The sequence below is a fragment of the Streptomyces sp. T39 genome (assembly GCF_008042045.1).
Classification (GTDB): Bacteria; Actinomycetota; Actinomycetes; order Streptomycetales; family Streptomycetaceae; genus Streptomyces.
This window is the reverse complement of record NZ_RDBP01000012.1, coordinates 2519811-2543377: the sequence shown is the minus strand read 5'-3', so window position 1 is coordinate 2543377 and position 23567 is coordinate 2519811. Positions and strand designations below refer to the sequence as shown.

Below are 23567 nucleotides of genomic sequence, written 5' to 3'. Positions count from 1 at the left end.
GCCGAAAACACACAAGGTCGCGACACTCGAAGGTGAGTGCACGACTCGTCGTAGTCCCCTCTACACAGCCGGAGGACCCCGATCATGACCGCAAGCACCACCCGTCGCACGACTGCCGCCAGGTCCAGGATCACCGCGGTCGCCGCGATCGCGGTCGTCGGCGCCCTGACGCTCACCGCATGTGGCGACCAGACCAACTCCGGCTCGGACACCGCCACGAGCGAGGGCACCAAGGCCACCGGTGCGCCGCTGTTCGACAAGCTGCCCGAGGACATCCAGAAGGCCGGCGTGATCAAGGTCGGCACCGACGCCGCCTACGCCCCGATGGAGTACGAGGAGGGCGGCAAGATCGTCGGCATCGACCCCGACATCGCGGCCGCCCTCGGCAAGGAGCTGGGCGTCAAGTTCGTCTTCACCAGCGGCACCTTCGACGGCCTCATCTCCTCCCTGAACACCGGTCGCCAGGACATCGTGATGTCCGCCATGAGCGACACCAAGGCGCGCCAGGAGGGCCTGGACGACACGGGGAAGAAGACGGGTGAGGGCGTCGACTTCGTCGACTACTTCACCTCGGGCGTCTCCCTGCTGGTCAAGAAGGGCAACCCGGACAACATCACGTCCCTGGACGACCTGTGCGGCAAGAAGGTCGCCGTGCAGCGCGGCACCATCTACCACGACACCTTCAAGGCGCAGGCCGAGACCTGTAAGAAGGACGGCAAGGGCGCCCTGACGATCGAGGCGTTCGACACCGACGCCGAGGCCCAGACCCGGGTGAAGTCCGGCGGTGCCGTGGCCGACCTGAACGACTACCCGGTCGCCGCGCACATCGCGAAGACCGCGGGCGGCGGCGACGACTTCGAGGTCGCGGGCGGACAGACCGACGCCGGGCCGTTCGGCATCGCCGTCAACAAGGACGACACCCAGCTGCGCGACGCGCTCAAGGACGCCCTGAACGCGATCATCGAGAACGGCGAGTACAAGAAGGTCCTGGAGAAGTGGGACGTCACGAACAGCGCCGTGACCGAGGCGACCATCAACGCCGGCAAGTGATCCCGGCGCCCCTGCCTCACGCGTTCACCGAAGGGCAGTCATCGTGACTGACAAGTTCGACAAGACCCCCGCCGACGGGCCATCCGCCCACTCGGCGGTCGACAAGGGGACGTACACGCCCCCTGAGCAGATCAAGGCCATCCCGGTCCGCCACTGGGGCCGCTGGATCAGCGCCGTGATCGTCGTCGCCCTGCTGGGCACGCTGATCTATTCGTTCTCCCAGGGCGATGTGAACTGGGGAACGGTCGGCGACCTGATCTTCGACGACCGGATCGTCCGGGGCATGGGGGCCACGCTGCTGATCAGCGTGCTGTCCATGCTGATCGGCCTGGTCCTCGGCGTCCTCTTCGCCGTCATGCGGCTGTCGAAGAACCCGGTCACCGGCGCCGTCGCCTGGCTCTACATCTGGTTCTTCCGCGGCACGCCGGTCTACGTCCAGCTGCTGCTGTGGTTCAACCTGGCGCTGATCTTCCCCGTTCTCAACCTTGGTTTCTACAAGGACGAGATGGTGGACGTGATGACCCCGTTCATGGTCGCCCTGCTGGGTCTCGGCCTGAACGAGGGCGCCTACATGGCCGAGATCGTCCGGGCCGGCATCCAGTCGGTCGACGAGGGCCAGACGGAGGCCTCGAACGCCCTGGGCATGTCCAGCTCCAAGACCATGCGGCGAATCGTTCTTCCGCAGGCGATGCGGGTGATCGTGCCGCCCACCGGCAACGAGTTCATCAACCTGCTGAAGACCTCGTCCCTGGTGTCGGCCGTGCAGTACACCGAGCTGCTGCGGGCCGCGCAGAACATCGGTTCCACGTCGTTCGCGATCATGGAGACCCTGCTCGTGGCCTCGGTCTGGTACCTGGCCCTGACCAGCGTGTTCAGTGTCGGCCAGTACTACGTCGAGCGGCACTACGCCCGCGGGTCGCTGCGGCAGCTGCCGCCCACCCCCTGGCAGCGGGTCAAGAGGAACCTGCTGAACGTCACCGGCAAGCGCCAAGGAGCGTGGTCATGAACGCCATGGTGAAGGCCGAAGGCGTCCACAAGTCCTTCGGGGCCGCGCACATCCTGCGCGGTATCGATCTGGAGGTCGCCCCCCAGGAGGTGTTCTGCCTGGTCGGTCCGTCCGGCTCCGGCAAGTCCACCTTCCTGCGGTGCATCAACCACCTGGAGAAGATCAACGCGGGCCGCCTGTCGGTCGACGGCCGGCTGGTGGGGTACCGGCAGAAGGGCGACAAGCTCTACGAGCTGAAGGACAGCGAGGTCGCGGCGCAGCGCCGGGACATCGGCATGGTCTTCCAGCGCTTCAACCTGTTCCCGCACATGACGGCGCTCGCGAACGTCATGGAGGCCCCGATGCAGGTCAAGGGCGAGACCAGGGCCGTGGCCCGGGCCCGCGCCGAGCGCCTGCTCGACCGGGTCGGCCTGTCGGACAAGGCGGGGAACTACCCCGCGCAGCTCTCCGGCGGCCAGCAGCAGCGTGTCGCCATCGCCCGTGCGCTGGCGATGGAGCCGAAGCTGATGCTCTTCGACGAGCCGACCTCGGCTCTCGACCCGGAGCTGGTCGGCGAGGTCCTCGACGTGATGCGCGGACTCGCCGAGGAGGGCATGACGATGATCGTCGTCACCCACGAGATGGGCTTCGCCCGGGAGGTCGGCGACTCGCTGGTCTTCATGGACGGCGGCGTGGTGGTCGAGTCCGGCAACCCGCGCGACGTCCTGACCAACCCGCAGCACGACCGCACCAAGGCGTTCCTCTCCAAGGTGCTCTGAGCCGGACCCGTGGCACAGGGGCGGTACGGGGGATCCCCGACCGCCCCTGTGGCGTACGCCTACCTGATCGCCAGGACCAGGGCGTCGCTCGGCGACGCCCACACGGGGCGCGCCTCGCCGAAGCCGGCCGCGCGCAGGGTCTCGGCGTGCCAGGCCGCCGAGGGGGTCTCGCCGTCCGCGTGCTCGCCGTAGATGCGAAAGCGCTCGGCGGTCGGGGCGGCGAGCACCGGGTCCGCGGCGGCGAGGGCCCACCAGTCGGCCCAGTCGAGCACGCCCGCCGCCCGGGCGCGGTCCATGCCGGCGTGCCGGTGGGCGCGTTCGGCGGCGTTGATCCGGGGCGTCGACCCGTCCTTCATCCGGTCGGCGTTCATGAACACGCCGCCCTCCGGGACCAGCCCCGCGAGCTGCCCGTAGAGGGTGGTGAGCGGCCCGGTGCGCAGCCAGTGGAGCGCGGTGGCGGTGAGCACCGCGTCGTAACGGGTGTGCGGCAGCGCGGCGGTCCAGCCGGGATCGGTCAGGTCGGCCGTCACGAAGGTGACGCGGTCGTCCCCGGCGAAGTAGCCCCGGGCGATCGTCAACAGCGCGGGATCGAGGTCCACACCCGTGCTGGTGGCGTCCGGGAACCGGGCGAGGAGCCGGTCCGTGATACTGCCCGTACCGCAGGCGAGGTCGAGCACCCTGGGGGCGGTGCCCACCGTGGCCTCGACCATGTCCAGCATGACGCGGAACCGCTCCTCGCGGTCGGGCATGTACCACTCCTGCTGGCGGTCCCAGCTCTCCTGCCAGGCCCGCCAGTCGCTTCCCGTGTCCGCCGTGGTTCCCGCCACCGGAACCCTCCCGTCCGTAATACCCTCGAATACATGGCAGCTGTTACGGCTGCCCTGTCGACGGTAGACCCTTGCAGTAAGGACTACAAGTGGAACTGGCCCATTACTCGGATTACGCCGTCCGCCTGGTCAACACCGAGGAGCCGGCCCGCAGCAAGGACTCGCTGACCTCCGTCGACGCGGTGCGCGAGCTCTTCGGCGCCTCCACCCAGATGGCCCGGCGCGCCACGGACGCGGACGTCACCCGGTTCCGCTCGGTACGGGCCCGGCTGCGCGCCGTCTTCACGGCGGCCGACGCCGGCGAGGAGTCCCTCGCCGTCGACCTGCTCAACTCGCTCCTGCTGGAGTTCCCGGTCAGCCCCCAGATCTCGGGGCACGACCAGCGCGACGACGACGGCCGCCCGCTGTGGCACATGCACCTCGCGGACCACTCGTCGAACGCGACCTCGGGGTACGCGGCCATCGCCGCGATGGGACTCGCCTTCCACCTCACCGAGCACGGCGTCGACCGCCTCGGACTGTGCCAGGCCGCCCCCTGCCGCAACGCCTACCTCGACACCTCGACCAACCGCTCGCGCCGCTACTGCTCGGACCGCTGCGCCACCCGCGCCAATGTCGCGGCCTACCGGGCCCGCAAGCGCCTGGAGAGCGACCGGTCGGGCAGCACCGGCCTCAGCGCGGACACCAGCCAGGACGCCACCCCGGCCACGGACCGCTGATCCGGCGGGCGCGGCCTGAAGCGGGTGCGCACCCGCCCGAGCAGCAGCTCGGGCGGCACGACGCCGAACTCACGGCTGTCGCCGTGGGCGTGCGGATTGTCCCCCAGCACCCACCAGCCGTCCGGGCGGCGCTCGGCCAGCCGTTTGACGATGAGCAGATTCTGCTGCAGCGGATGGCGCAGCACGGCCACGTCCCCCTGCCGCAGCGTCGCGCGGTAGTCCACCAGCAGCTGGTCACCGTGCACGAGGGTGGGCACCATCGACGGCCCCGTCACCTCGGCCAGCCCGAACCGCGCACCGGGCTCCAGGCCCTGCTCCGCCATCGGTCGCCTCCCGCTCCCGTCCGTACGTTCCGCCCGTGGTCCCGTTCCGGGCCCGGACTTTTGCCCTAAGCCCCAGGGGGCACTCGCGAAATCACGCTTCTCACGGAGTAATGTCCCACCTGAGAAGACGATCACGAGGAAGGACAGCTCATGCTCTCCCGCCTGTTTGCCCCCAAGGTCAAGGTCAGCGCCCACTGCGACCTGCCCTGCGGCGTCTACGACCCGGCCCAGGCCCGCATCGAGGCGGAGTCGGTCAAGGCCGTCCAGGAGAAGTACCAGGCCAACGAGGACCCGCACTTCCGCGCCCGCGCCACCGTCATCAAGGAGCAGCGCGCGGAGCTCGCCAAGCACCACGTGTCGGTGCTGTGGAGCGACTACTTCAAGCCCCCGCACTTCGAGAAGTACCCGGAGCTGCACCAGCTCATCAACGACACCCTGAAGGCCCTCTCGGCCGCCAAGGGCTCCACCGACCCGGCGACGGGCCAGAAGGCGCTCGACTACATCGCCCAGATCGACAAGATCTTCTGGGAGACGAAGAAGGCCTGACCCGGCCGTTCTCGGAAGGACCCGGTCCGGCACCCCCGGGCCGGGTCCTTCCGCGTCCCGGGGCGCCGACGGCGGCCGTCAAGGACCGGACCACGTCCGGTCCCGGCACCCGCGCCGGACGGTCCACGGCCCGGCGGGGGCTCACGCCGCCGGGACCGGTGTCGGGTCGGCGGGGCGCAGCAGCGGGCTCCCCTGGCGCAGCAGCCACTGGCGGTACGCCGCCGCCCGGAGCGCCGCCTCCCGGTAGGCCGCTGCGAGGTCCGCGTAGGCCGCGTCGAACAGCTCCCGCGTCCCCGGGCGTGAGCACAGCAGCAGCCGCACGGCGAGCGGATCGCCCCGCAGGGGCCGGATCGCCATGTCGTCGCGCGGCACGGACGTGGGCTGGCAGGGGGCGACCGCCTCGCCCACGGCGATCAGCGAGGCCGCCGTGTGGTAATCCCCGTGCAGCACCGGGGGGTTGATCCCGGCCGCGGCCAGCACCCGCCGCAGCCCGTCCCATTCGCCGTCCACCGTGGGGTCGACCATCCACCGGTCGTGGGCGAGGTCGGCGAGGTCCACCTCGGCGGCCGCGGCGGCGGGATGGTCGCCCGCCAGGGAGACGAACTGGGGCTCCCGCTCGACCAGTACGCGGACGTGGAGACCGTCCGGCATGCGCAGCGGACAGCCCTCCACCTCGTGCACGAAGGCCACGTCGAGCTGCCCGGCGGCGGCCATCGCCAGCAGCGCGTTGGCGGAGACGTCCATGTGGAGCGAGAGGTCGGTGCCGGGGAACCGCCCCCGCAGCAGCCGCAGCCAGCCGGCGAGCGCCCGGCTCGCGGTGGAGCCGATGCGCAGCACCGGACCGCCCTCGCGGGCCGCCGCGGCCTGGGCCTCGACGACGAGCGCGGTCATCTCGGCGACGACCGGGCGGGCGCGGCTCAGCACGGCACGCCCCAGCGGGGTCGGCCGGCAGCCGGTGCGCTCGCGGGAGAACAGCGGCGCCCCGAGGAAGTTCTCGATCCGGCGCAGCTGGGTGGTCAGGGACGGCTGGCTGACGCCGAGCCGACGGGCCGCTTTGTGCAGGCTGCCGGTGTCGGCAATGGCGCACAGCGCACGCAGGTGCCTCACCTCGAGCTCCATGCGTCGAGCGTAGAGCGGCCCCAACTGTCCCACCAGACACCCTAGTCGGGATACGCCGGACGGATCCGGACAGGTCCGCCGGCGGACCCGCGCACGAGGGGTGATGCTCTCGTGCTATCGCCTCCCGGCATCCTCCCCGCGGCGCCGGGGCTCCCCCACACTCGGCTCACCGAACGTCTCGACAAGACGAGCAGGAGCCCCCCATGCGTCATCCCCGTACGTTACTCTCCGCCGTTCTCGGCCTCGGCCTCGCCGCCGCGCTGAGCGCCGTGCCCGCGACCGCCGCCACGTCCACCGCCGCCGGCTCCCCCACGGCCACGGCGGCCACGACGGCCACCGCCTCCTACGCCGCCTACGAGGGCTCGGCCGAGGACGAGAAGGCGACGCGGGCGTTCTTCGACGCGGTCGTCGCCTCGGTCGCGAAGAAGCGCGCCGCGAACCCGGGCGCCCAGGCCGTGACGGTCGTCTACAACGCCGCCAACGCCCCGAGCTTCCGCTCCCAGATAGCCAGCAGCACCAGAATCTGGAACGGCTCGGTGTCCAACGTGCGGCTGGTGGAGGGCTCCGGCGCGGACTTCTCCTACTACGAGGGCAACGACTCGCGCGGCTCGTACGCCAGCACCGACGGCCACGGGCGCGGCTACATCTTCCTGGACTACCGCCAGAACCAGATCTACAACTCGACCCGCGTCACCGCCCACGAGACCGGCCATGTGCTCGGTCTGCCGGACCACTACTCCGGCCCGTGCAGCGAGCTGATGTCCGGCGGCGGCCCCGGCACGTCGTGCACCAACGCCTACCCGAACTCCCAGGAGCGCAGCCGGGTGAACCAGCTGTGGGCCAACGGGCTCGCGGCCGCGATCGCCCGCGTCTCCTGACCGGCGGCTTCGGCCCCGCCGCAGCCGCCCCGCGGCCGCTGGGGTGACCCTCGCCGCACGCGCGCCCCGCTGGTCCGCCGGCGGGGCGCTTCGCGCCGCCGGCGGCGTCGGGGCGTCGGGCGCCCGGGTGTCGGCGCGTCCAGGCGGCGGCACCTCCAGGCTCCGGGCGTTGGCGCGTCCAGGCTCCGGGCGTCCGGGCGTCGGCGCGTCCAGGCGTCGGACGTCCGGGCGTCGGCACCTCCAGATCCCGGGCGTCCGGGCGTCGGCACCTCCAGGCTCCGGGCGTCCGGGCGTCGGCGCGTCCAGGCGTCGGCACCTCCAGGCTCCGGGAGTCCGGGCGTTAGCGCGTCCAGGCGTCCGGCGCTCGGCGCTCGGCGCTCGGCGTACCGGAACGGAAGAGGACCGCGCCGGGCGCCGGCGCGGTCCGGATGTGGCGCGGTGGCCCCGCGCGGCGGTGTTCAGGCCTCGGCGGGCTCCCGGCGCACCAGCCCGGCGCCGGGCGGCAGCTGACGGTCGATGCGCCCGAGGGCGTCGTCGAAGTCGCCGTCGGCGACGGCGACTTCGTACGCCGCACCCCCGTGGTGCAGTGTGAGGCTCAGATCCGAGCGGTCGAGCCCCGCGCCGCCGCCGGCCGGCTCGCCCAGCGTCAGCAGACAGCCGAGCGTGGCGTGCTGCACGGCACCGTCCAGGACGACGGGCAGCGGCATGTCCCATTCCAGGACACAGGACGAGAGCAGGGCCCCGCCCTCGGACCGCAGCGCGGCGAAGGTCGCGCCGGTGTACTCAACACCTCTGATGCGGGTGCTCACTTGGCCGCCGGTCGCGGTTATCGCGACGGCTTCCGCGCCGGCCCGGTCGCGGTACCAGCCCGCCCAGGCTTCAGTCGACTCCGATGACATGCGCGGACTGTAGCGGTAGGCGGGCCTCCGGCGCTGACCAGGTGCCCTTTCGGTCGACCGGAGCCGGCCCACCGGGGCGAGCGGCGGCCTCCCGCCGGCGTTTCCCGCCGCGCCTGCGGGCGGACGGAGCCCGTCGGTGGCACCGGAACCCACCGCGGACGGCGGGAGCCAAGGGGCAGAGCGTACGGGCCCGTCGGCAGACACTGTGCGACGCCCGGCGAGCGGCCCGTGCCCGTCGGGGGACACGGCCTGCCCGTGCGGATCCCCGCGCAGGGGACGCCCGTCGGCCGGGGCTACCCGCCCCTTCGCGGCTCCTGACCGGGGTTGCGGGAGCAGTCGGGGTGGGTGCAGGGTCCCGGCCCCCAGGACGGGACGAACGCGCCGAGCGTCTTGTGCCGGGTGACCACGGTCGGAACGGGCCGGCCGCAGCCGGGGCAGACCGAGCCGGCCTGCGAATCCCGGGCTTTCTGACTCTTCGTACCCATATGACCAGAATAGGCCCGTCGTTCCGCCCCGGACAGCGGGCGGCCCGGCCCCGGGCGCCCCGCTCAGCGGTTCCGCCGGGTGACGAACTCGGCCAGCGACAACAGGTCACCGGCGGCCCCCAGGTCCGGCACCGCACGGGAGAGCTCCCCGACGGCCAGGGACATCCGCTCGGCGGCCTGCGCCTGCGCCCAGTCCCGGCCTCCCGCCCGCTCCACCGCATCCGCCGCCCGCGCCACCGCCGAGGCGCCCATCGGACCGCGGTACAGCTCGGCCAGCTCGGCCCCCGCCGGGGTGCCCGAGGCGAGCGCCGCGACCACCGGCAGCGACTTCTTGCGCGCCGCGAGGTCGGCCCCGGCCGGCTTCCCCGTGCGCTCCGGGTCCCCCCAGATGCCGATCAGGTCGTCGATGAACTGGAAGGCCAGGCCCGCCTCCCTGCCGAAGGCGTCCATCGCGCGCACCTCCTCCTCGGCCGCCCCCGCGTACAGCGCGCCGATGGCGCAGGAGGCGCCCAGCAGCGCGCCGGTCTTGGCGGTCGCCATCCCGAGGCACTCCTCCGGGGTGACCTCCTCCGGCGGACGCTCCTCGAAGGCGCAGTCGATCTGCTGGCCCGCGCACAGTTCGATCACGCAGGAGGCGAGGCGGGCGGACGCCTCGGCCGAGCGCGGCCAGGGGTCCTCGGCGAGCAGCCGCAGGGCGAGCGCCAGCATCGCGTCGCCCGCGAGGACGGCGTCGGCGGTGCCGAAGACCGTCCAGGCCGTGGGGCGGTGCCTGCGGGTGGCGTCCTCGTCGATGACGTCGTCGTGCAGGAGCGTGAAGTTGTGCGCGAGCTCCACGGCGGCCGCGGCCCGTACCGCGCGGTCCGGGTCACCGCCCAGAGCGCGGCAGGAGGCGAGCACGAGCGCGGGGCGGATGGCCTTTCCGCCCGCGCCCGGCGCCGGGGTGCCGTCCGTCTGCTCCCAGCCGAAGTGGTACATCGCCACACGGCGCATCGGCCCCGGCAGGGTGCCGCACGCGGCACGGATCTCGGGCTGGACCGCGGCGCGGGTGCGGTCCAGCAGGTCGACGGCCTCACGGGCCTCGACGGTGTCCGGAATGGTCAACGGGCGGTCCTTTTCTGGAAAGACGGGGATCGGTCGCGGGTTCCGCGGAGACGGGGACCGGTCGCGGGCCGGGGTGCGGGCAGGCACACGCCCCCGGCGGGCCTGCGCCTGCCTCTCGTCGATTTCTCCGACCTGCGAGGAAAAGCCTTTCAGCACGGAACGTGGTCGCACCATTACACAAACGGGTGGGACTGGATCGCCGGGAAGCGGGCAGGGAACGACCGCCCGCACCCGCGACAATGTGGGGGTGACCAGCCGGACGCCCGACCTCGCCGCCGCGCTGCGGCCCCGTCTGCCGTCGCCGCTGCAGCCCGTCGCCGACGAGCGGTTCGAGCGCCACGGCGTACGTCTGCTGCTCAAGCGGGACGATCTGATCCATCCGGACCTGCCTGGCAACAAGTGGCGCAAGCTGGCGCCGAACCTGCGCGCCGCACGGGGGCGGACGGTGCTCACCTTCGGCGGCGCGTACTCCAACCATCTGCGGGCCACGGCCGCCGCGGGCCGGCTGCTCGGCTTCCCGACCGTCGGCGTCGTACGCGGCGACGAACTGGCGTCCCGGCCCCTGAACCCCTCGCTGAGCCGCTGCGTCGCCGACGGGATGCGGCTGATCTTCGCCGACCGGCGGTCGTACCGCGCCAAGCACGAGCCCGCCGTGCTGGCCCGATTCGCCGCCGAGGCGGGCGCCGTCGCCGGGGCGGACGCGGACGACGTGTACGTGGTGCCCGAGGGCGGCTCCAACGCCCTGGCCGCCCGCGGCTGCGCGCAGCTCGGCGCCGAGCTGCGCGACGACCTTGCGGAGGTCTCCGTCGCCGCCGTCGCCTGCGGCACCGGCGGTACGCTCGCCGGGCTCGCCGCGGGCCTCGGGCCCGGGCGGCGCGCGCTCGGCGTCGCCGTGCTGCGGGGCGGGTTCCTCGGCGGGGAGGTCCGGGACCTCCAGCGCGCGGCGTTCGGCGGCCCGGCCGGCGACTGGTCGGTGGAGGACCGGTTCCACTTCGGCGGCTACGCGCGCGGCACCGCGGCGCTCGACGCGTTCGCCGCAGACTTCGAGGACCGCCACGGGCTGCCCGTCGAACGCGTCTACGTGGCCAAGCTGCTGTACGCCCTGAGCGTGCTGGCGGCCGAGGGCGCCTTCCCGTCCGGCACCGTCCTGGCGGCCGTGATCACGGGCCGGCCCGACGACCCGCCACAGCCCCGCTGATCACCCGGCGCCCCCACCCGCCGAGACCCGCGCGGGGCGCCGAGCCCCGCCCTGCCCGGCGCACGCCGAGACATCCGCCCGCCAGGGCGGCTACCCCTCCTCGCGGTAGGCGGCCGCCTCCTCCAGGTCCAGCCGGCGCAGCAGCGTGCGCATCATCTCGTCGTCGATCCGCCGCTGGTCGCGCAGGGAGACGAAGACGTCCCGTTCCGCGGAGATCATCTCGCGCGCGAGCCTGCGGTAGATGTCGTCCGCGGACTCCCCGGTGATCTCGTTGACCGCGCCGAGCCGTTCCCACACGGCGTTGCGCCGCCGTTCCAGCACGGTGCGGAGACGGTCCGCGAGCGGCTGCGGCAGGCTGTTGCGCTCGTCGGCGAGGAGTTCGTCCAGCCGGCGCTCGGCGGCGGCGGACGCCTCGCTCTGGGCCTGCGCCTCGGCCAGCGTCTCGGCGTACACGTCACGCCCCGGGAGCTTCAGGACCCGGATCAGCGGGGGCAGCGACAGCCCCTGCACGACCAGCGTGCCGATCACCGTGGTGAAGGTCAGGAAGAGCACCAGGCTGCGGCCCGGGAAGGGCTCGCCGTCCTCCATGACGGGGGGAATCGAGAACGCGATGGCCAGCGAGACCACACCGCGCATCCCCGCCCAGCCGACGATCAGCGGCGCGGTCCAGTTCACGTCCGGCTCCCGTTCCCTGACCCGCCGGGAGAGTCTGCGCGGCAGGAAGGTGGCCGGGTAGACCCAGACGAAGCGCACCACGACGACGGTGACGAAGACCGCCACCGCGTACCAGAGCGCCTCCCCCACCCCGTACGGCCCGAGGTCCTCCACCACGATCGCCAGCTGGAGCCCGATCAGGGCGAACACCGCGGACTCCAGGACGAAGGCGACCATCTTCCAGACCGCCTCCTCCTGGAGCCGGGTGGCGAAGTCGACCTGCGAGGAGTGGTGTCCCAGGTAGAGCGCGACGACGACGACCGCGAGCACACCGGAGGCATGCACCTCCTCGGCCGCCGCGTAGGCCACGAACGGGATGAGCAGCGAGAGGGTGTTCTGGAGCAGCGGCTCCTTCAGCCGGGTGCGCAGCCAGTGGATCGGCAGCATGAGCACCAGCCCGACGGCGATGCCGCCCACCGAGGCGAGCACGAACTCGCCCAGCCCGGCCGCCCAGCTCGCGCCCGCCCCGACGGCCGCGGCCAGCGCGACCTTGTACGCGGTGATCGCCGTCGCGTCGTTCACCAGGGACTCGCCCTGCAGGATCGTGGTGATGCGGTGCGGCAGCCCCAGCTTGCGCGCGATGGCCGTGGCGGCGACCGCGTCGGGGGGCGCGACGACCGCGCCGAGGACCAGGGCCGCGGTCAGCGGCAGGTCCGGGACGAAGACGTACGCGAGATACCCGACCACGACCGTCGCGAACAGGACGTACCCCACGGACAGCAGGGCTACCGGCCGGGCGTTGGCCCGCAGGTCGAGGTAGGAGCTGTCGAGGGCGGCCGTGTGCAGCAGCGGGGGCAGGATCAGCGGCAGCACGATGTGCGGGTCGAGGTGGTACTCGGGCACTCCCGGCACATAGGAGGCGATCAGGCCGGCGGCCACCAGCAGCAGAGGGGCCGGCACGGGTGTGCGGCGTGCGGCCCCCGCGACAGCGGCGCTCACGGCGATCAGCCCCACCAGGGGCAGTGCTTCCATCACGGGGACCTCACGTCGGTCTGCAGCGTCGTAATCTGGCAATCATGAGCGACTGTCCGCATGTAGCAGAGCTTCCGCGCCCGGAACCGGTGCCGCTGAGCATGACGTGCACCGAGTGCGAGGCCGCGGGCACCCATCCCGTGCAGCTCCGGCTCTGTCTCGAGTGCGGACACGTGGCCTGCTGCGACTCCTCGCCCCTCCGCCATGCCAGGGCGCACTACGGGGACACGGCACACGCCGTGATGCGCAGTTTCGAGCCAGGTCAGGTGTGGCGGTGGTGCTTCGTGGACGATTCGATCGTCTGACGTCTGGGTACGTCAACCATCCGCCGGATCCGCGCAATTGGGCGGCGTCGACCTCTAGCCACTGTGCGTACTCATATGCTTACCATGAGTGACAGTCATCGGCTCGGGGGTCCCCGGCGACAGAGAACCACGGATCGCGATAGCGTCGCCAGGCCAATACCGGCTACGTAACCACGTGCCGCACTCCCGCGGGAACCTTCCCGCGGCCCAGAAAGAGCTTGTGCCACCTTGGAGGTGAGGGTGTCCCAGATCGCAGGCGAGCCCGGGACCCAGGACTTCGTGGAAGTCCGGCTGCCGGCTGCGGGTGCCTACCTGTCCGTGTTGCGTACGGCCACCGCCGGACTCGCAGCACGCTTGGACTTCACCCTCGACGAGATCGAGGATCTGCGGATCGCGGTCGACGAGGCGTGCGCGATCCTGCTCCAGCAGGCCGTACCCGGCTCCGTCCTGAGCTGCGTGTTCCGGCTCGTCGACGACTCGCTGGAGGTGACGGTCTCGGCACCCACGACCGACGGCCGCGCGCCGGAGCGCGACACCTTCGCCTGGACGGTGCTCTCGGCACTGGCCGGAAAGGTCGACTCCTCGGTCGCCGACGACCGTACGGTCTCCATCAGCCTGTACAAACAGCGCGGCGCGGGACCCGGGCCGGCGTGAGCAACGGAAACGGGGATGGTCCGATGCGGGAGGACGAGGAGCGTAGCCCCAGGGTGCTGAGCGCGTCGGCCGGCATCCCGGAGCAGCAGGCGCGCCCGCACCCGGTGGTGGACGAACCCGAGGCCCTCGCGGCCCCGGTGAAGCAGGCGCAGGCGCGGGCAGAGCGGGCGGACCGTATGAGCGAGCACGGACAGAGGCAGGATCCGCACGACCGCAGCGGGGCGCGTGCCCTGTTCATAGAGCTCCGTTCGCTGCCCGAGCAGTCGCCCCAGCGTGCGGAACTGCGCAACCGGCTCGTCCGGATGCACCTGCCGCTCGTCGAGCACCTGGCACGCCGCTTCCGCAACCGCGGGGAGCCGCTGGACGACCTGACGCAGGTCGCGACGATCGGTCTCATCAAGTCGGTGGACCGCTTCGACCCGGAGCGCGGTGTCGAGTTCTCGACGTACGCGACGCCCACCGTGGTGGGCGAGATCAAGCGGCACTTCCGCGACAAGGGCTGGGCGGTGCGGGTGCCCCGCCGGCTGCAGGAGCTGCGGCTCGCCCTGACCACGGCGACCGCGGAGCTCTCGCAGCAGCACGGCCGGTCCCCGACCGTCCACGAGCTCGCCGAACGTCTCGGCATCTCGGAGGAGGAGGTCCTGGAGGGCCTGGAGTCGGCGAACGCCTACTCCACGCTGTCGCTGGACGTCCCCGACACGGACGACGAGTCGCCCGCCGTGGCGGACACGCTCGGCGCGGAGGACGAGGCGCTGGAGGGCGTCGAGTACCGCGAGTCGCTCAAGCCGCTGCTGGAGGGGCTGCCGCCGCGGGAGAAGCGCATCCTGCTGCTGCGGTTCTTCGGGAACATGACGCAGTCGCAGATCGCGCAGGAGGTCGGCATCTCGCAGATGCACGTGTCGCGCCTGCTGGCGCGGACCCTGGCGCAGCTCCGCGAGAAGCTCCTCGTCGAGGAGTAGCCCTCGGGCGGCGCTTTCGGGGTCCGCTCCCCCGGGGGCGCCGCTTTCCGCTGCGCGGGGCCGTTCTGCCCTGCGGGGCCGTCGCGGGTGCGGAGGATCCAGCCCGTCCGGCGATCGAGGACACCGCCGAAGGCCGTGCCGGGGCCACCGGCCCGCACCGTGCACACGGCCCCGGCGCGACGCCCTCGCGAACGAGCCCCGGCGCAGCGGCCCCCGCCCCCGCGGGCGTCAGCGAGCCTGCGCCCCGATGCCCAGCGCCTTCGCCGTGGTGGGGTTCACCAGCAGCACCAGTCCCGTCACCGCGACCGCGGCCAGCAGGATGCCGAGCGGGATGAGCGCGCCCGAGGCGCGCAGCAGCGTCCACGCCGGGATCAGGGCGATGAGCTGGGTGATGATCGCGGGCCCCCGGCTCCAGCTCCGCCGGAGCCACAGCCCGCGGGCCGCGGCGAGCGGGATCACGCCGAGGACGAGCAGGGTCACCCCGCCCGTCTCCGCCGAGACCGAGTCTCCGGGGTCCCCGAAGAGGCCCATCACCAGCATGTACAGGCCGCCCGCGACCAGCGCCAGGCCTTCGGCGGCGCAGACCGCGGCCGCTGCGGTGAGGCGGGCGGGGCGGGGGGTGGGGTCGTCACTGCTCACCCCAGCAGGGTAGCCGTGCCCGCGAACCCCGGACTGGGCCCGGTACCCCTCAGTAGGTACCCTGCATCGCATGCGCGCACTTCTCGTGGTCAATCCGGCAGCAACCACCACCAGTGCCCGCACCCGCGACGTGCTGATCCACGCGCTCGCGAGCGAGATGAAGCTGGAGGCGGTCTCCACCGAGTACCGGGGTCACGCGCGCGACCTCGGGAGGCGGGCCGCCGAGGCGGACGACATCGACCTGGTGGTCGCCCTGGGCGGCGACGGCACGGTCAACGAGGTCGTCAACGGACTGCTGCACAACGGACCCGACCCGGAGGGGCTGCCGCGTCTCGCGGTCGTCCCCGGCGGCTCGACCAATGTGTTCGCCCGCGCGCTGGGGCTGCCGAACGACGCCGTGGAGGCGACGGGCGCCATCCTGGACGCGCTGCGTGAGCGGACGGAGCGCACGGTCGGCCTCGGACTGGCGGCCGGCACACCGGGGACGGACGACGAGGGCGTGCCGCAGCGCTGGTTCACGTTCTGCGCGGGGCTGGGCTTCGACGCCGGTGTCGTCGGCAGGGTGGAGCAGCACCGGGAGCGCGGACGGCGGTCGACGCACGCGCTGTACGTCCGGCAGGTCATGCGCCAGTTCCTCGACGATCCGCACCGCAGACGCGGCACGATCACCCTGGAGCGGCCGGGCGCCGACCCGGTGCAGGACCTGGTGCTGTCCATAGTCTGCAACACCTCCCCCTGGACCTACCTGGGCAATCGCCCTGTATACGCGTCCCCGAAGGCGTCCTTCGACACCGCTCTGGACGTGCTCGGTCTGAAGAAGCTCTCGACGCCGGCGGTCGCCCGCTACGGCACCCAGCTCCTCACGTCGAGCCCCGAACGGGGGCCGCACGGCAAGCACGCGGTCACGCTGCACGACGAGACGGACTTCACCTTGCATTCCAAGGTGCCGCTGCCGTTCCAGATGGACGGTGACCACCTCGGTCTGCGTACGAGCGTGACGTTCACAGGCGTTCGCCGTGCACTGCGTGTGATTGTGTGAGTGGAAGGACCGAAAGTCCTTTATCTCGAACGTATGGGCGCGGCTCCACCCCATAGAAGTACGGCTGTGACCTAGTCGACACCGAGGAATCAAAAAAAACTTTCCGGAAGGGGTTGTATCCGCCGCCGAGGTTTGCGAATCTCTACATGGCGATCGGGACGGCCCGCAACATCGGCCCCAACAGACCGCCGGAACCCCTCAACGAATCCAGGACCCAACGCCGGGCAACTGGCGGTCGGCCCTTCCCTCGCGGGGGGATTCGTGAAAGCGTTCACATTCACAAGCAACGTGCATGAAATACCAAGGAGAGGTAGCAGCCATGGACTGGCGTCACAACGCCGTTTGCCGCGAGGAAGACCCCGAGCTCTTCTTCCCCATCGGCAACACCGGTCCTGCGCTGCTGCAGATCGAGGAAGCCAAGGCCGTCTGCCGTCGCTGCCCCGTCATGGAGCAGTGCCTGCAGTGGGCGCTCGAGTCCGGCCAGGACTCCGGCGTCTGGGGTGGCCTCAGCGAGGACGAGCGCCGCGCGATGAAGCGCCGTGCCGCTCGCAACCGGGCGCGCAACGCCAGCGCCTGACGCCCCCAGCTACCGGCATCCCCCGGCGGCGCGTGCAGCGAGCACGCACTCACCGCCTTCGAGCCGCAGCGCGCAGTACCCCCGATGCGCATCGCACACGCGAGCAACGAGCTTCGAGCCCCGGACGGCCGACACGGTCCGGGGCTCTTCGCTGTCCGCGTCCCGCCCGCATCCGTCCGCGTCCCGCCCGGCCGTCCGAGGAGGACGCCCGGATCCGGGTGCGGCGCCCGGCGCCGGCGCCCCCGCCCGGGGGACGCCGGCCCGGACGGACGTCCTACCGCTTCTCGGTCACGGGGATGTCGAGCACCACACGGGTGCCGCGGCCGGGCGCGGGCACCGGGACCATGTCGAAGGTGCCGCCCAACTCCCCCTCCACCAGGGTCCTGACGATCTGGAGACCCAGGTTCCCGGCCTGCTGCGCGTCGAAGCCCTCGGGCAGGCCGCGGCCGTCGTCCTGAACGGTGATCAGCAGCCTGGCGTTCTCCACCCGGGAGTCGCCGCGCACGGCGGACACCTCGACCGAGCCGTGCTCCGCCGGCTCGAAGGCGTGCTCCAGGGCGTTCTGGAGCACCTCCGTGAGCACCATGGAGAGCGGTGTGGCGATCTCGGCGTCGAGGATGCCGAAGCGCCCGGTCCGCCGGCAGTCGACCTTGCCGGGCGAGATCTCCGCCACCATGGCGATGACCCGGTCGGCGATCTCGTCGAACTCGACCCGCTCGTCCAGGTTCTGGGACAGCGTCTCATGCACGATCGCGATGGAGCCGACGCGCCGGACGGCCTCGTTGAGCGCCTCCCGGCCGCGCACCGAGTCCATCCGCCGCGCCTGGAGCCGCAACAGGGCGGCCACGGTCTGCAGGTTGTTCTTCACCCGGTGGTGGATTTCCCGGATGGTCGCGTCCTTGGTGATCAACTCCCGCTCTCGGCGGCGGAGTTCGGTGACGTCCCGGAGCAGGACCAGGGAGCCGATGCGGACGCCCTTGGGCTTGAGCGGGATGGCGCGCAGCTGGATGACTCCCCCGTTGCCCTCGACCTCGAACTCGCGGGGGGCGTAGCCGCTGGCGAGCTTGACGAGGGCCTCGTCGACCGGGCCCCGGGAGGGGGCGAGTTCGGCCGTGATCTGGCCGAGGTGATGGCCGACGAGGTCGGAGGCGAGGCCGAGCCGGTGGTAGGCGGAGAGGCCGTTGGGGCTGGCGTACTGGACGACGCCGTCGGCGTCGAGGCGGATCAGACCGTCGCCCGCCCGGGGCGAGGCGTCCATCTCGACCTGCTCCCCCGGGTACGGGAAGGACCCCGCGGCGATCATCTGCGCCAGGTCGGACGCGGACTGGAGGTAGGTGAGCTCCAGGCGCGAGGGGGTGCGGACGGTCAGCAGATTGGTGTTGCGGGCGATGACGCCGAGGACCCGGCCCTCACGGCGCACCGGGATGGACTCGACCCGGACGGGGACCTCCTCGCGCCACTCGGGGTCGCCCTCGCGCACGATGCGGCCCTCGTCGAGGGCGGCGTCCAGCAGGGGCCGCCGGCCGCGCGGGACGAGATGGCCGACCATGTCGTCCTGGTACGAGGTGGGGCCGGTGTTGGGGCGCATCTGGGCGACCGACACATAGCGCGTGCCGTCCCGGGTGGGGACCCACAGCACGAGGTCGGCGAAGGAGAGGTCGGAGAGCAGCTGCCACTCCGAGACCAGCAGATGGAGCCACTCGAGGTCGGAGTCGCTCAGAGCGGTGTGCTGGTGGACGAGGTCGTTCATGGAGGGCACAGATGCGAGGGTACCCGCGGGCCGCGGCGCCGCGACGGGACCCTCAACCCGTACGGCACCGCAGCCCGGAGTTGCCCGGCCGACGGGTGTGCGGTCCCGCTCGGCCGTTTCAGAGGTCTCGGCGCAGTCAGGGCAGAGAGCGCCGGGGACCTCGTTCCACCCTCCTGTGCGGTGGAGGGCGGAGGCTTGTGACGGTTCCGGAACAGCCCGGAACACACTCATTGTGGACTAGACCAATTGGCACTGTCCACGCTCGGGACGAGTTTAGTTCCCGCGCCATACTTATGCACGGGACAAAAGGGGCGCACGCGATCGGTGCGTCCCTCCGGCCCTTCCGTACCGCCCCGAGGGCCGCGTTCAGCGGGTCTCGGTGACCTTCGCCAGCGCCCGCGGCGCGTCCGGGTCCTGCCCCCTGGCGATCGTGACCTCGTACGCCATGAGCTGGAGCGGGAGGATCTCCAGGATCGGCTGGAGCTCCTCCGGCACCCCCTCCACGGGCAGCACGAAGCCCGCGGAGGCCGCCGCGACCTGGGCGGCCGGGCCGACCACGAAGAGATCCGCGCCACGGCCCCGCAGCCGGTCCAGGACGGGCTGGAGCGCCTCGCCGCCGCGGCCCCCGGTGACGACCGCGATCACCGGCGAGATGTTGTCGACCATGGCGAGCGGCCCGTGCAGCAGGTCGGCGCCCGAGTAGGCGAGCGCGGGGATGTAGCTCGTCTCCATCAGCTTGAGCGCCGCCTCCTTCGCCGTGGGGTAGCCGTATCCGCGCGAGGTGATGACCATCCGCTCGGCGAAGCGGTAGCGGGCGGCCAGCGCGCGGATCTCGTCCTGGCGGCCCAGGATCTCGGCCGCCAGGCCCGGCAGCGCCTTCGCGGGGGCGGTGTCGCCGCCGCGCAGCCCCTCCACGAAGAGGTAGAGGGCCAGCAGCGACGCGGTGTACGTCTTGGTGGCCGGCAGAGCCTTCTCCTGCCCGGCCATGATGTCGACGTGGAACTCGGAGACCGCCGCGAGCGGCGAGTCCGGGTTGTTGGTCACCGCGAGCGTGACCGCGCCGGCCTCGCGCGCCGCCTGCGTCGAGGCCACGAGGTCCGGGGACCCGCCGGACTGGCTGACGGTGATCACCAGCACGTCGGTCAGGTCGGGGCGGGCGCCGTACGCGGTGGTGGTGGACATCGAGGTGAGCCCGCAGGGCAGGCCGAGGCGGATCTCCAGCAGGTACTTGGCGTAGAGCGCCGCGTTGTCGGAGGTGCCGCGCGCGGTGAGCAGCACGAAGCGGGGCCGGCGGGCCGCGACGGCGGCCGCCACCTCACGGATGCGCGGCGCACCCTCGTCGAGGATGCGCCGCAGGACCGCGGGCTGCTGGGCCATCTCGCCGGCCATGATCCGGCCGGGGGGCTCGTCGTGCGCGCTGTGCTCGGCCGGGGTCGGGGCGGACATGCCGGGTGCCTCCAGGACGGTCCAGGTGCCGGGGGCCGGCCGGTCCCGGCCGCACCCCGGCACAGCACGGTCCGCGTCGGTCAGGCCCCGGCGCTCCTGCCGGTGACGACCTCGGCGGCGGCGCGTCCGCAGACGCGGGCGGCGCCGTGGGTGGCGATGTGCAGTGCCCCCCTGGGCTCGGCCAGTCCCAGGCCCATCTCGACCACGATCGTGTCGGGACGGGCCGCGAGCAGGGCGTCCAGGGCGTCCGCCATCCAGGAGTGACGGTGGACGTCGCGCACCACAGCGACGATCCTACGGTCCGCCGCGGCGGCCAGCACCTCTGCGGCCAGGGCCCCGGTCTCCGCGCCGCCGGTGTACGAGGCGGTGGTGGTGCCGGGCAGCAGGTCCGACAGTTCGGCGGCCACACCCCACGGGGTCTCGTCCCCGACGGCGATGTTGGCGACCGGGGTGAGGGCGGCGACGTGGACGGCCCCGGTGAGCGGCTCGAACGCGCCGTCGCGGTCCGTGACCCGCGTCGCGCGCCGCGCGGCGACCAGTCCGATGCCGGAGCCGGGCGCGGTCCCCTCCTGTGACGCCGCGCCCGGCTCTGTACGAGCCCCCCTGGCCCGGCGCGTCCACTCCGCGAGGGCGCGCACGCGCGCCGCCGCGTCGGCCAGCCGCTCCTCGGGCAGGTCTCCGCCCCGTACCGCGGCGACGAGGGCGTCGCGCAGCCGCAGCACGGTCTCCTCGTCGGCGAGGCCGCCGCCGACGCAGATGGCGTCGGCTCCGGCCGCGATCGCGAGGACCGATCCGCGCTCGATGCCGTACGTCGACGAGATGGCCTGCATCTCCATGCCGTCCGTGACGATCAGGCCCTGGTAGCCCAGCTCCTCGCGCAGCAGTCCGGTGAGGATCTGCGGGCTCAGGGTGGCGGGACGGTTCGGGTCGAGCGCGGGGAGAAGAATATGCGCACTCATGACCGCTTTGGAACCCGCCGCGATGGCCGCCCGGAAAGGCACCAGCTCACGGGCGTGCAGTGTGTCGAGGTCCACATCGATGCGGGGCAGCGCGTGGTGCGAGTCGACGTTGGTGTCGCCGTGTCCGGGGAAGTGCTTGGTGCAGGCGGCGACGCCGGCCGCCTGGAGCCCTTCGACGTAGGCGACGGTGTGACGGGCGGCCAGGTGCGGGTCGGCGCCGAACGACCGCACACCGATGACCGGATTGTGCGGGTTCGAGTTGACATCGGCGGAGGGTGCCCAGTTGAGGTCGACGCCGCAATCGGCGAGCCTGCGGCCGAGTTCACGGGCCACCGCCCGGGTCAGGTCGACGTCGTCGACCCGGCCGAGGGCGTAGTTGCCGGGGAACGACGATCCGCCCCGGACCTCCAGCCGGGTGACGTCGCCGCCCTCCTCGTCGATGGCGACCAGGACGTCGTCGCGCTCGGCGCGCAACTGCGCGGTGAGGGCGGTGAGCTGGGCGGGCGAGGTGATGTTGCGGCCGAACAGCCCGACGGCCGAGAGCCCCTCGCCGACCTGGCGCAGCAGCCAGTCGGGCGCCGAGGTGCCGACGAAGCCGGGCTGGAGGACGGTGAGCGCGTCCCGGGTGAGCGTGTCGGACGATCCGCGCAGAAGTGTCGTCATGGGTCCCCGTTATCCCTTCACAGCGCCGGACGTCAGGCCGGTGGCCATCTTCTTCTGGATGATCATGAAGAAGACGACGACGGGCAGCGCGATCAGCGTCGAGGCCGCCATGAGCGCGCCGTAGTCCGTTCCGCGCTCGGTGGTGAAGGTCATCAGCCAGACGTTGAGCGTGTACTTGGAGTTGTCGTTGATGAGGATGTACGCGAACAGGTACTCGTTCCAGGCGTTGACCAGGGCGAAGATCGACGCGGCCGCGAGGCCCGGGGCCAGCAGCGGGAAGATGACGCGGCGGAACGCTCCCATCCGGGTGCAGCCGTCGACCATCGCCGACTCCTCCAGCTCCACGGGGATGTTCACCACGAAGCCGCGGATCATGACGACCGCGAAGGGCAGCGTCGAGACCAGGTAGACGACGATCAGGCCCCAGTACTCGTCGAGGCCGCCCATGGCGTTGAGCTGGGCGTAGATCGGGATGAGCATCGCCGTCGGCGGCAGCATCTGGACCAGGATGAGGATCATCAGCAGCGCCTTGCGGCCGAAGAACCGGAACCGGCCGATCGCGAGGGCGGCCAGGGTGGCGATGATCATGCCGCCGAGGACGGCGGTGACCGAGACGATGAGGCTCGACTGGACGGCGGTGGCGAAGTTCTCCTGCTTCACGGCCCGCGCGAAGTTGTCGAACGTCAGCGAGGAGGGCCACAGGGTCTGGTCGTAGGAACGGATCTCGTGGTTGGGCCGCAGGGCGCTGATGACCAGCCAGTAGACCGGGAAGGCCATCACGACGGCGGTCACCAGGCCGATGACGTCGTAGTGCCAGCGGGTCCGCTTGCGGTCCGGCCGGACCACCTGCTCGGAATCGGCCGGCGAGGGGGCGGTGGAGGTGCTCATTCGACCTCTCCTGTCTTCATCAGCTGGCGCAGGTAGTACACGGCCACTCCGGACAGCAGCACGACGGTGATCAGGGCGATCGCGGTGCCCTGGCTGAACGACGTGGACTCGAAGGCCTTGGAGAACGAGTAGAGGCCGAGGGTCTCGTACTCGGGCTCGGGCTTGTTGCCGCGCAGCAGCCAGATCTGACCGAAGACGTTGAAGTCCCAGATCACGGAGAGCGTGGTGACCATCGTGAAGACGGGGCGGATGACCGGCCAGGTGACGAAGCGGAACACCTTGGCGACGTTCGCGCCGTCGAGGGCGGCCGCCTCCTCCAGCTCCTTGGGGACCTGGGTGAGGGCCGCGTAGAGCGTGATGACCACGAACGGGATGGCGCCCCAGATGACCAGCAGGGAGATGATCGCGAAGCCCTGCTTCGGATCGAGGAACCAGTTGTGCCCGAGGAAGTCGTCGCCCACGACCTTGGCGATCAGGGTGTTGATGAGGCCGTAGTCGGAGTCCGACAGCCAGCGGAAGATGGACGCCGCCACCATCAGGGGCATGGACCAGGCGGCGACCAGCGCCGCGGTCAGGACCAGCCGCACCCAGGTCGTCAGCCGCATCATCAGCAGGGCGATCAGCAGCCCCAGCGCCATCGTGAACCCGACGCAGACGGCCATGAACACCACGGTCCGCCCGGTCACCGACCAGAACTCGGCGTCCCCGAGGATGTTGGTGAACTGGTCGAGGCCGACCCACGGCGGCGCGTCGCCGGACCACAGTTCCTTGCGGCCCATGTCCTGGAAGGACATGATCACCGTCTTGGTCAGCGGAAAGGCATAGACCGCTGCGATGGCGACGATGGCCGGGAGGATCAGCAGGTAGGGAAGGAGCGCGCCCTTCTTCCGCTGCCGTGGACCGGAATCGGGGCTCCCTCTGCCGGGGCCCGTCCGGGGGCGGTCCGACTCGGGGGCACGTGGTACGGGTACCGGCGGACCGGCGGCCTTGGTGTCGGCGGCAGTCACGTGGCTGACCTTCCGTTTGTTCTCTGCACCGAAAGGGTGGGGCGGGACCGCGTGTGCGGACCCACCCCACCGGTGAATCCTGGTGG

General features: G+C 71.9%; 24 protein-coding genes. 12 read left to right on the top strand and 12 right to left on the bottom strand.

Annotated features, from left to right (window positions below):
- Positions 1-84 precede the first annotated feature (84 nt).
- Genes EAO77_RS12650 through EAO77_RS12640 form a run of 3 tightly spaced genes read left to right on the top strand, consistent with a single transcriptional unit; the run spans position 85 to position 2814 of the window.
- Positions 85-1050: an ABC transporter substrate-binding protein gene (locus EAO77_RS12650; protein ID WP_147988093.1), complete on the top strand. Its 966-nt coding sequence runs from the start codon at positions 85-87 to the stop codon at positions 1048-1050.
- A gap of 43 nt (positions 1051-1093) precedes the next feature.
- Positions 1094-2056, top strand: coding sequence for an amino acid ABC transporter permease (locus EAO77_RS12645; protein WP_147988092.1), 963 nt, complete (start codon positions 1094-1096; stop codon positions 2054-2056).
- A complete protein-coding gene (locus tag EAO77_RS12640) occupies positions 2053-2814 on the top strand; it encodes an amino acid ABC transporter ATP-binding protein (protein WP_147988091.1) in 762 nt (253 codons plus the stop codon). Before EAO77_RS12645 ends, EAO77_RS12640 begins: the two co-directional genes overlap by 4 nt.
- A gap of 59 nt (positions 2815-2873) precedes the next feature.
- Here the strand turns inward: EAO77_RS12640 and EAO77_RS12635 are convergent, their stop codons facing one another.
- The gene (locus tag EAO77_RS12635; RefSeq protein WP_261993879.1) at positions 2874-3641 is read right to left on the bottom strand and encodes a class I SAM-dependent methyltransferase; all 768 of its coding nucleotides are present in this window, start codon (positions 3639-3641) and stop codon (positions 2874-2876) included.
- A gap of 89 nt (positions 3642-3730) precedes the next feature.
- Between EAO77_RS12635 and EAO77_RS12630 the strand changes: the two genes are divergently transcribed.
- Complete coding sequence (locus EAO77_RS12630) at positions 3731-4360, top strand: CGNR zinc finger domain-containing protein (protein WP_147988090.1); 630 nt, start codon at positions 3731-3733, stop codon at positions 4358-4360.
- Here EAO77_RS12630 and sodX read toward each other — a convergent pair.
- Complete coding sequence (gene sodX / locus EAO77_RS12625) at positions 4264-4683, bottom strand: nickel-type superoxide dismutase maturation protease (protein WP_147988089.1); 420 nt, start codon at positions 4681-4683, stop codon at positions 4264-4266. The two genes, EAO77_RS12630 and sodX, sit on opposite strands and share 97 nt — an antisense overlap.
- Before the next feature lie 150 nt (positions 4684-4833).
- Between sodX and sodN the strand changes: the two genes are divergently transcribed.
- Positions 4834-5229, top strand: coding sequence for a superoxide dismutase, Ni (gene sodN, locus EAO77_RS12620; RefSeq protein ID WP_100109020.1), 396 nt, complete (start codon positions 4834-4836; stop codon positions 5227-5229).
- Positions 5230-5370: 141 nt separating this feature from the next.
- Here sodN and EAO77_RS12615 read toward each other — a convergent pair whose 3' ends face one another.
- Positions 5371-6348, bottom strand: a complete 978-nt coding sequence (locus tag EAO77_RS12615) for a LysR family transcriptional regulator (protein ID WP_147988088.1) — start codon at positions 6346-6348, stop codon at positions 5371-5373.
- Between the two features lie 203 nt (positions 6349-6551).
- Here EAO77_RS12615 and snpA point away from each other — a divergent pair, with 203 nt between their 5' ends.
- Positions 6552-7226: a snapalysin gene (snpA, locus tag EAO77_RS12610; protein ID WP_147988087.1), complete on the top strand. Its 675-nt coding sequence runs from the start codon at positions 6552-6554 to the stop codon at positions 7224-7226.
- Between the two features lie 458 nt (positions 7227-7684).
- On the opposite strand, the gene EAO77_RS12605 is transcribed toward snpA, so the two are convergent.
- A complete protein-coding gene (locus EAO77_RS12605) occupies positions 7685-8125 on the bottom strand; it encodes a DUF6304 family protein (protein WP_147988086.1) in 441 nt (146 codons plus the stop codon).
- Positions 8126-8673: 548 nt separating this feature from the next.
- Positions 8674-9711: a family 2 encapsulin nanocompartment cargo protein polyprenyl transferase gene (locus EAO77_RS12595; RefSeq protein ID WP_147988084.1), complete on the bottom strand. Its 1038-nt coding sequence runs from the start codon at positions 9709-9711 to the stop codon at positions 8674-8676.
- 247 nt (positions 9712-9958) lie between these two features.
- Here EAO77_RS12595 and EAO77_RS12590 point away from each other — a divergent pair, with 247 nt between their 5' ends.
- A complete protein-coding gene (locus tag EAO77_RS12590) occupies positions 9959-10909 on the top strand; it encodes a 1-aminocyclopropane-1-carboxylate deaminase/D-cysteine desulfhydrase (protein WP_147988083.1) in 951 nt (316 codons plus the stop codon).
- A gap of 90 nt (positions 10910-10999) precedes the next feature.
- Here the strand turns inward: EAO77_RS12590 and EAO77_RS12585 are convergent, their stop codons facing one another.
- Entirely contained in the window at positions 11000-12595 is a 1596-nt protein-coding gene (locus EAO77_RS12585; protein ID WP_147988082.1) for a Na+/H+ antiporter, read from the bottom strand.
- Positions 12596-12639: 44 nt separating this feature from the next.
- On the opposite strand from EAO77_RS12585, the gene EAO77_RS12580 reads away from it, so the two are divergent.
- The 3 genes from EAO77_RS12580 to EAO77_RS12570 all read left to right on the top strand — a co-directional run bounded on the left by EAO77_RS12580 (position 12640) and on the right by EAO77_RS12570 (position 14513).
- Positions 12640-12900, top strand: a complete 261-nt coding sequence (locus tag EAO77_RS12580; protein ID WP_147988081.1) for a UBP-type zinc finger domain-containing protein — start codon at positions 12640-12642, stop codon at positions 12898-12900.
- Between the two features lie 240 nt (positions 12901-13140).
- A complete protein-coding gene (locus tag EAO77_RS12575; RefSeq protein ID WP_018845530.1) occupies positions 13141-13554 on the top strand; it encodes an anti-sigma regulatory factor in 414 nt (137 codons plus the stop codon).
- Positions 13443-14513: an RNA polymerase sigma factor SigF gene (locus EAO77_RS12570; RefSeq protein ID WP_410088537.1), complete on the top strand. Its 1071-nt coding sequence runs from the start codon at positions 13443-13445 to the stop codon at positions 14511-14513. Before EAO77_RS12575 ends, EAO77_RS12570 begins: the two co-directional genes overlap by 112 nt.
- Positions 14514-14741: 228 nt before the next feature.
- On the opposite strand, the gene EAO77_RS12565 is transcribed toward EAO77_RS12570, so the two are convergent.
- The gene (locus tag EAO77_RS12565; protein WP_147988079.1) at positions 14742-15152 is read right to left on the bottom strand and encodes a hypothetical protein; all 411 of its coding nucleotides are present in this window, start codon (positions 15150-15152) and stop codon (positions 14742-14744) included.
- A gap of 70 nt (positions 15153-15222) precedes the next feature.
- On the opposite strand from EAO77_RS12565, the gene EAO77_RS12560 reads away from it, so the two are divergent.
- A complete protein-coding gene (locus tag EAO77_RS12560; protein WP_147988078.1) occupies positions 15223-16191 on the top strand; it encodes a diacylglycerol/lipid kinase family protein in 969 nt (322 codons plus the stop codon).
- 319 nt (positions 16192-16510) lie between these two features.
- Complete coding sequence (locus tag EAO77_RS12555) at positions 16511-16768, top strand: WhiB family transcriptional regulator (RefSeq protein ID WP_003953983.1); 258 nt, start codon at positions 16511-16513, stop codon at positions 16766-16768.
- A gap of 274 nt (positions 16769-17042) precedes the next feature.
- Here the strand turns inward: EAO77_RS12555 and EAO77_RS12550 are convergent, their stop codons facing one another.
- The 5 genes from EAO77_RS12550 to EAO77_RS12530 all read right to left on the bottom strand — a co-directional run bounded on the left by EAO77_RS12550 (position 17043) and on the right by EAO77_RS12530 (position 23481).
- Positions 17043-18518: a sensor histidine kinase gene (locus EAO77_RS12550; protein ID WP_147989099.1), complete on the bottom strand. Its 1476-nt coding sequence runs from the start codon at positions 18516-18518 to the stop codon at positions 17043-17045.
- A 366-nt stretch (positions 18519-18884) separates the two neighbouring features.
- A complete protein-coding gene (locus EAO77_RS12545) occupies positions 18885-19964 on the bottom strand; it encodes an SIS domain-containing protein (RefSeq protein WP_147988077.1) in 1080 nt (359 codons plus the stop codon).
- Positions 19965-20044: 80 nt separating this feature from the next.
- On the bottom strand, positions 20045-21586 hold the full coding sequence (locus EAO77_RS12540; RefSeq protein WP_147988076.1) for a glycoside hydrolase family 3 protein: 1542 nt from the start codon (positions 21584-21586) through the stop codon (positions 20045-20047).
- 9 nt (positions 21587-21595) lie between these two features.
- Positions 21596-22474, bottom strand: a complete 879-nt coding sequence (locus EAO77_RS12535) for a carbohydrate ABC transporter permease (RefSeq protein ID WP_147988075.1) — start codon at positions 22472-22474, stop codon at positions 21596-21598.
- On the bottom strand, positions 22471-23481 hold the full coding sequence (locus EAO77_RS12530) for a carbohydrate ABC transporter permease (protein ID WP_147988074.1): 1011 nt from the start codon (positions 23479-23481) through the stop codon (positions 22471-22473). The genes EAO77_RS12535 and EAO77_RS12530 overlap by 4 nt, the downstream gene beginning before the upstream one ends.
- Positions 23482-23567 lie beyond the last annotated feature (86 nt).

Excerpts from the sequence above, each read along its gene's own strand:
- EAO77_RS12580 (WP_147988081.1), top strand. The coding sequence starts at position 12,640 with ATGAGCGACTGTCCGCATGTAGCAGAGCTTCCGCGCCCGGAACCGGTG.
- EAO77_RS12640 (WP_147988091.1), top strand. The coding sequence starts at position 2,053 with ATGAACGCCATGGTGAAGGCCGAAGGCGTCCACAAGTCCTTCGGGGCC.
- EAO77_RS12550 (WP_147989099.1), bottom strand. The coding sequence starts at position 18,518 with ATGAACGACCTCGTCCACCAGCACACCGCTCTGAGCGACTCCGACCTC.
- EAO77_RS12535 (WP_147988075.1), bottom strand. The coding sequence starts at position 22,474 with ATGAGCACCTCCACCGCCCCCTCGCCGGCCGATTCCGAGCAGGTGGTC.
- EAO77_RS12605 (WP_147988086.1), bottom strand. The coding sequence starts at position 8,125 with ATGTCATCGGAGTCGACTGAAGCCTGGGCGGGCTGGTACCGCGACCGG.
- EAO77_RS12545 (WP_147988077.1), bottom strand. The coding sequence starts at position 19,964 with ATGTCCGCCCCGACCCCGGCCGAGCACAGCGCGCACGACGAGCCCCCC.
- sodX (WP_147988089.1), bottom strand. The coding sequence starts at position 4,683 with ATGGCGGAGCAGGGCCTGGAGCCCGGTGCGCGGTTCGGGCTGGCCGAG.
- EAO77_RS12615 (WP_147988088.1), bottom strand. The coding sequence starts at position 6,348 with ATGGAGCTCGAGGTGAGGCACCTGCGTGCGCTGTGCGCCATTGCCGAC.
- EAO77_RS12555 (WP_003953983.1), top strand. The coding sequence starts at position 16,511 with ATGGACTGGCGTCACAACGCCGTTTGCCGCGAGGAAGACCCCGAGCTC.
- EAO77_RS12650 (WP_147988093.1), top strand. The coding sequence starts at position 85 with ATGACCGCAAGCACCACCCGTCGCACGACTGCCGCCAGGTCCAGGATC.
- snpA (WP_147988087.1), top strand. The coding sequence starts at position 6,552 with ATGCGTCATCCCCGTACGTTACTCTCCGCCGTTCTCGGCCTCGGCCTC.
- EAO77_RS12540 (WP_147988076.1), bottom strand. The coding sequence starts at position 21,586 with ATGACGACACTTCTGCGCGGATCGTCCGACACGCTCACCCGGGACGCG.
- EAO77_RS12560 (WP_147988078.1), top strand. The coding sequence starts at position 15,223 with ATGCGCGCACTTCTCGTGGTCAATCCGGCAGCAACCACCACCAGTGCC.
- sodN (WP_100109020.1), top strand. The coding sequence starts at position 4,834 with ATGCTCTCCCGCCTGTTTGCCCCCAAGGTCAAGGTCAGCGCCCACTGC.
- EAO77_RS12585 (WP_147988082.1), bottom strand. The coding sequence starts at position 12,595 with ATGGAAGCACTGCCCCTGGTGGGGCTGATCGCCGTGAGCGCCGCTGTC.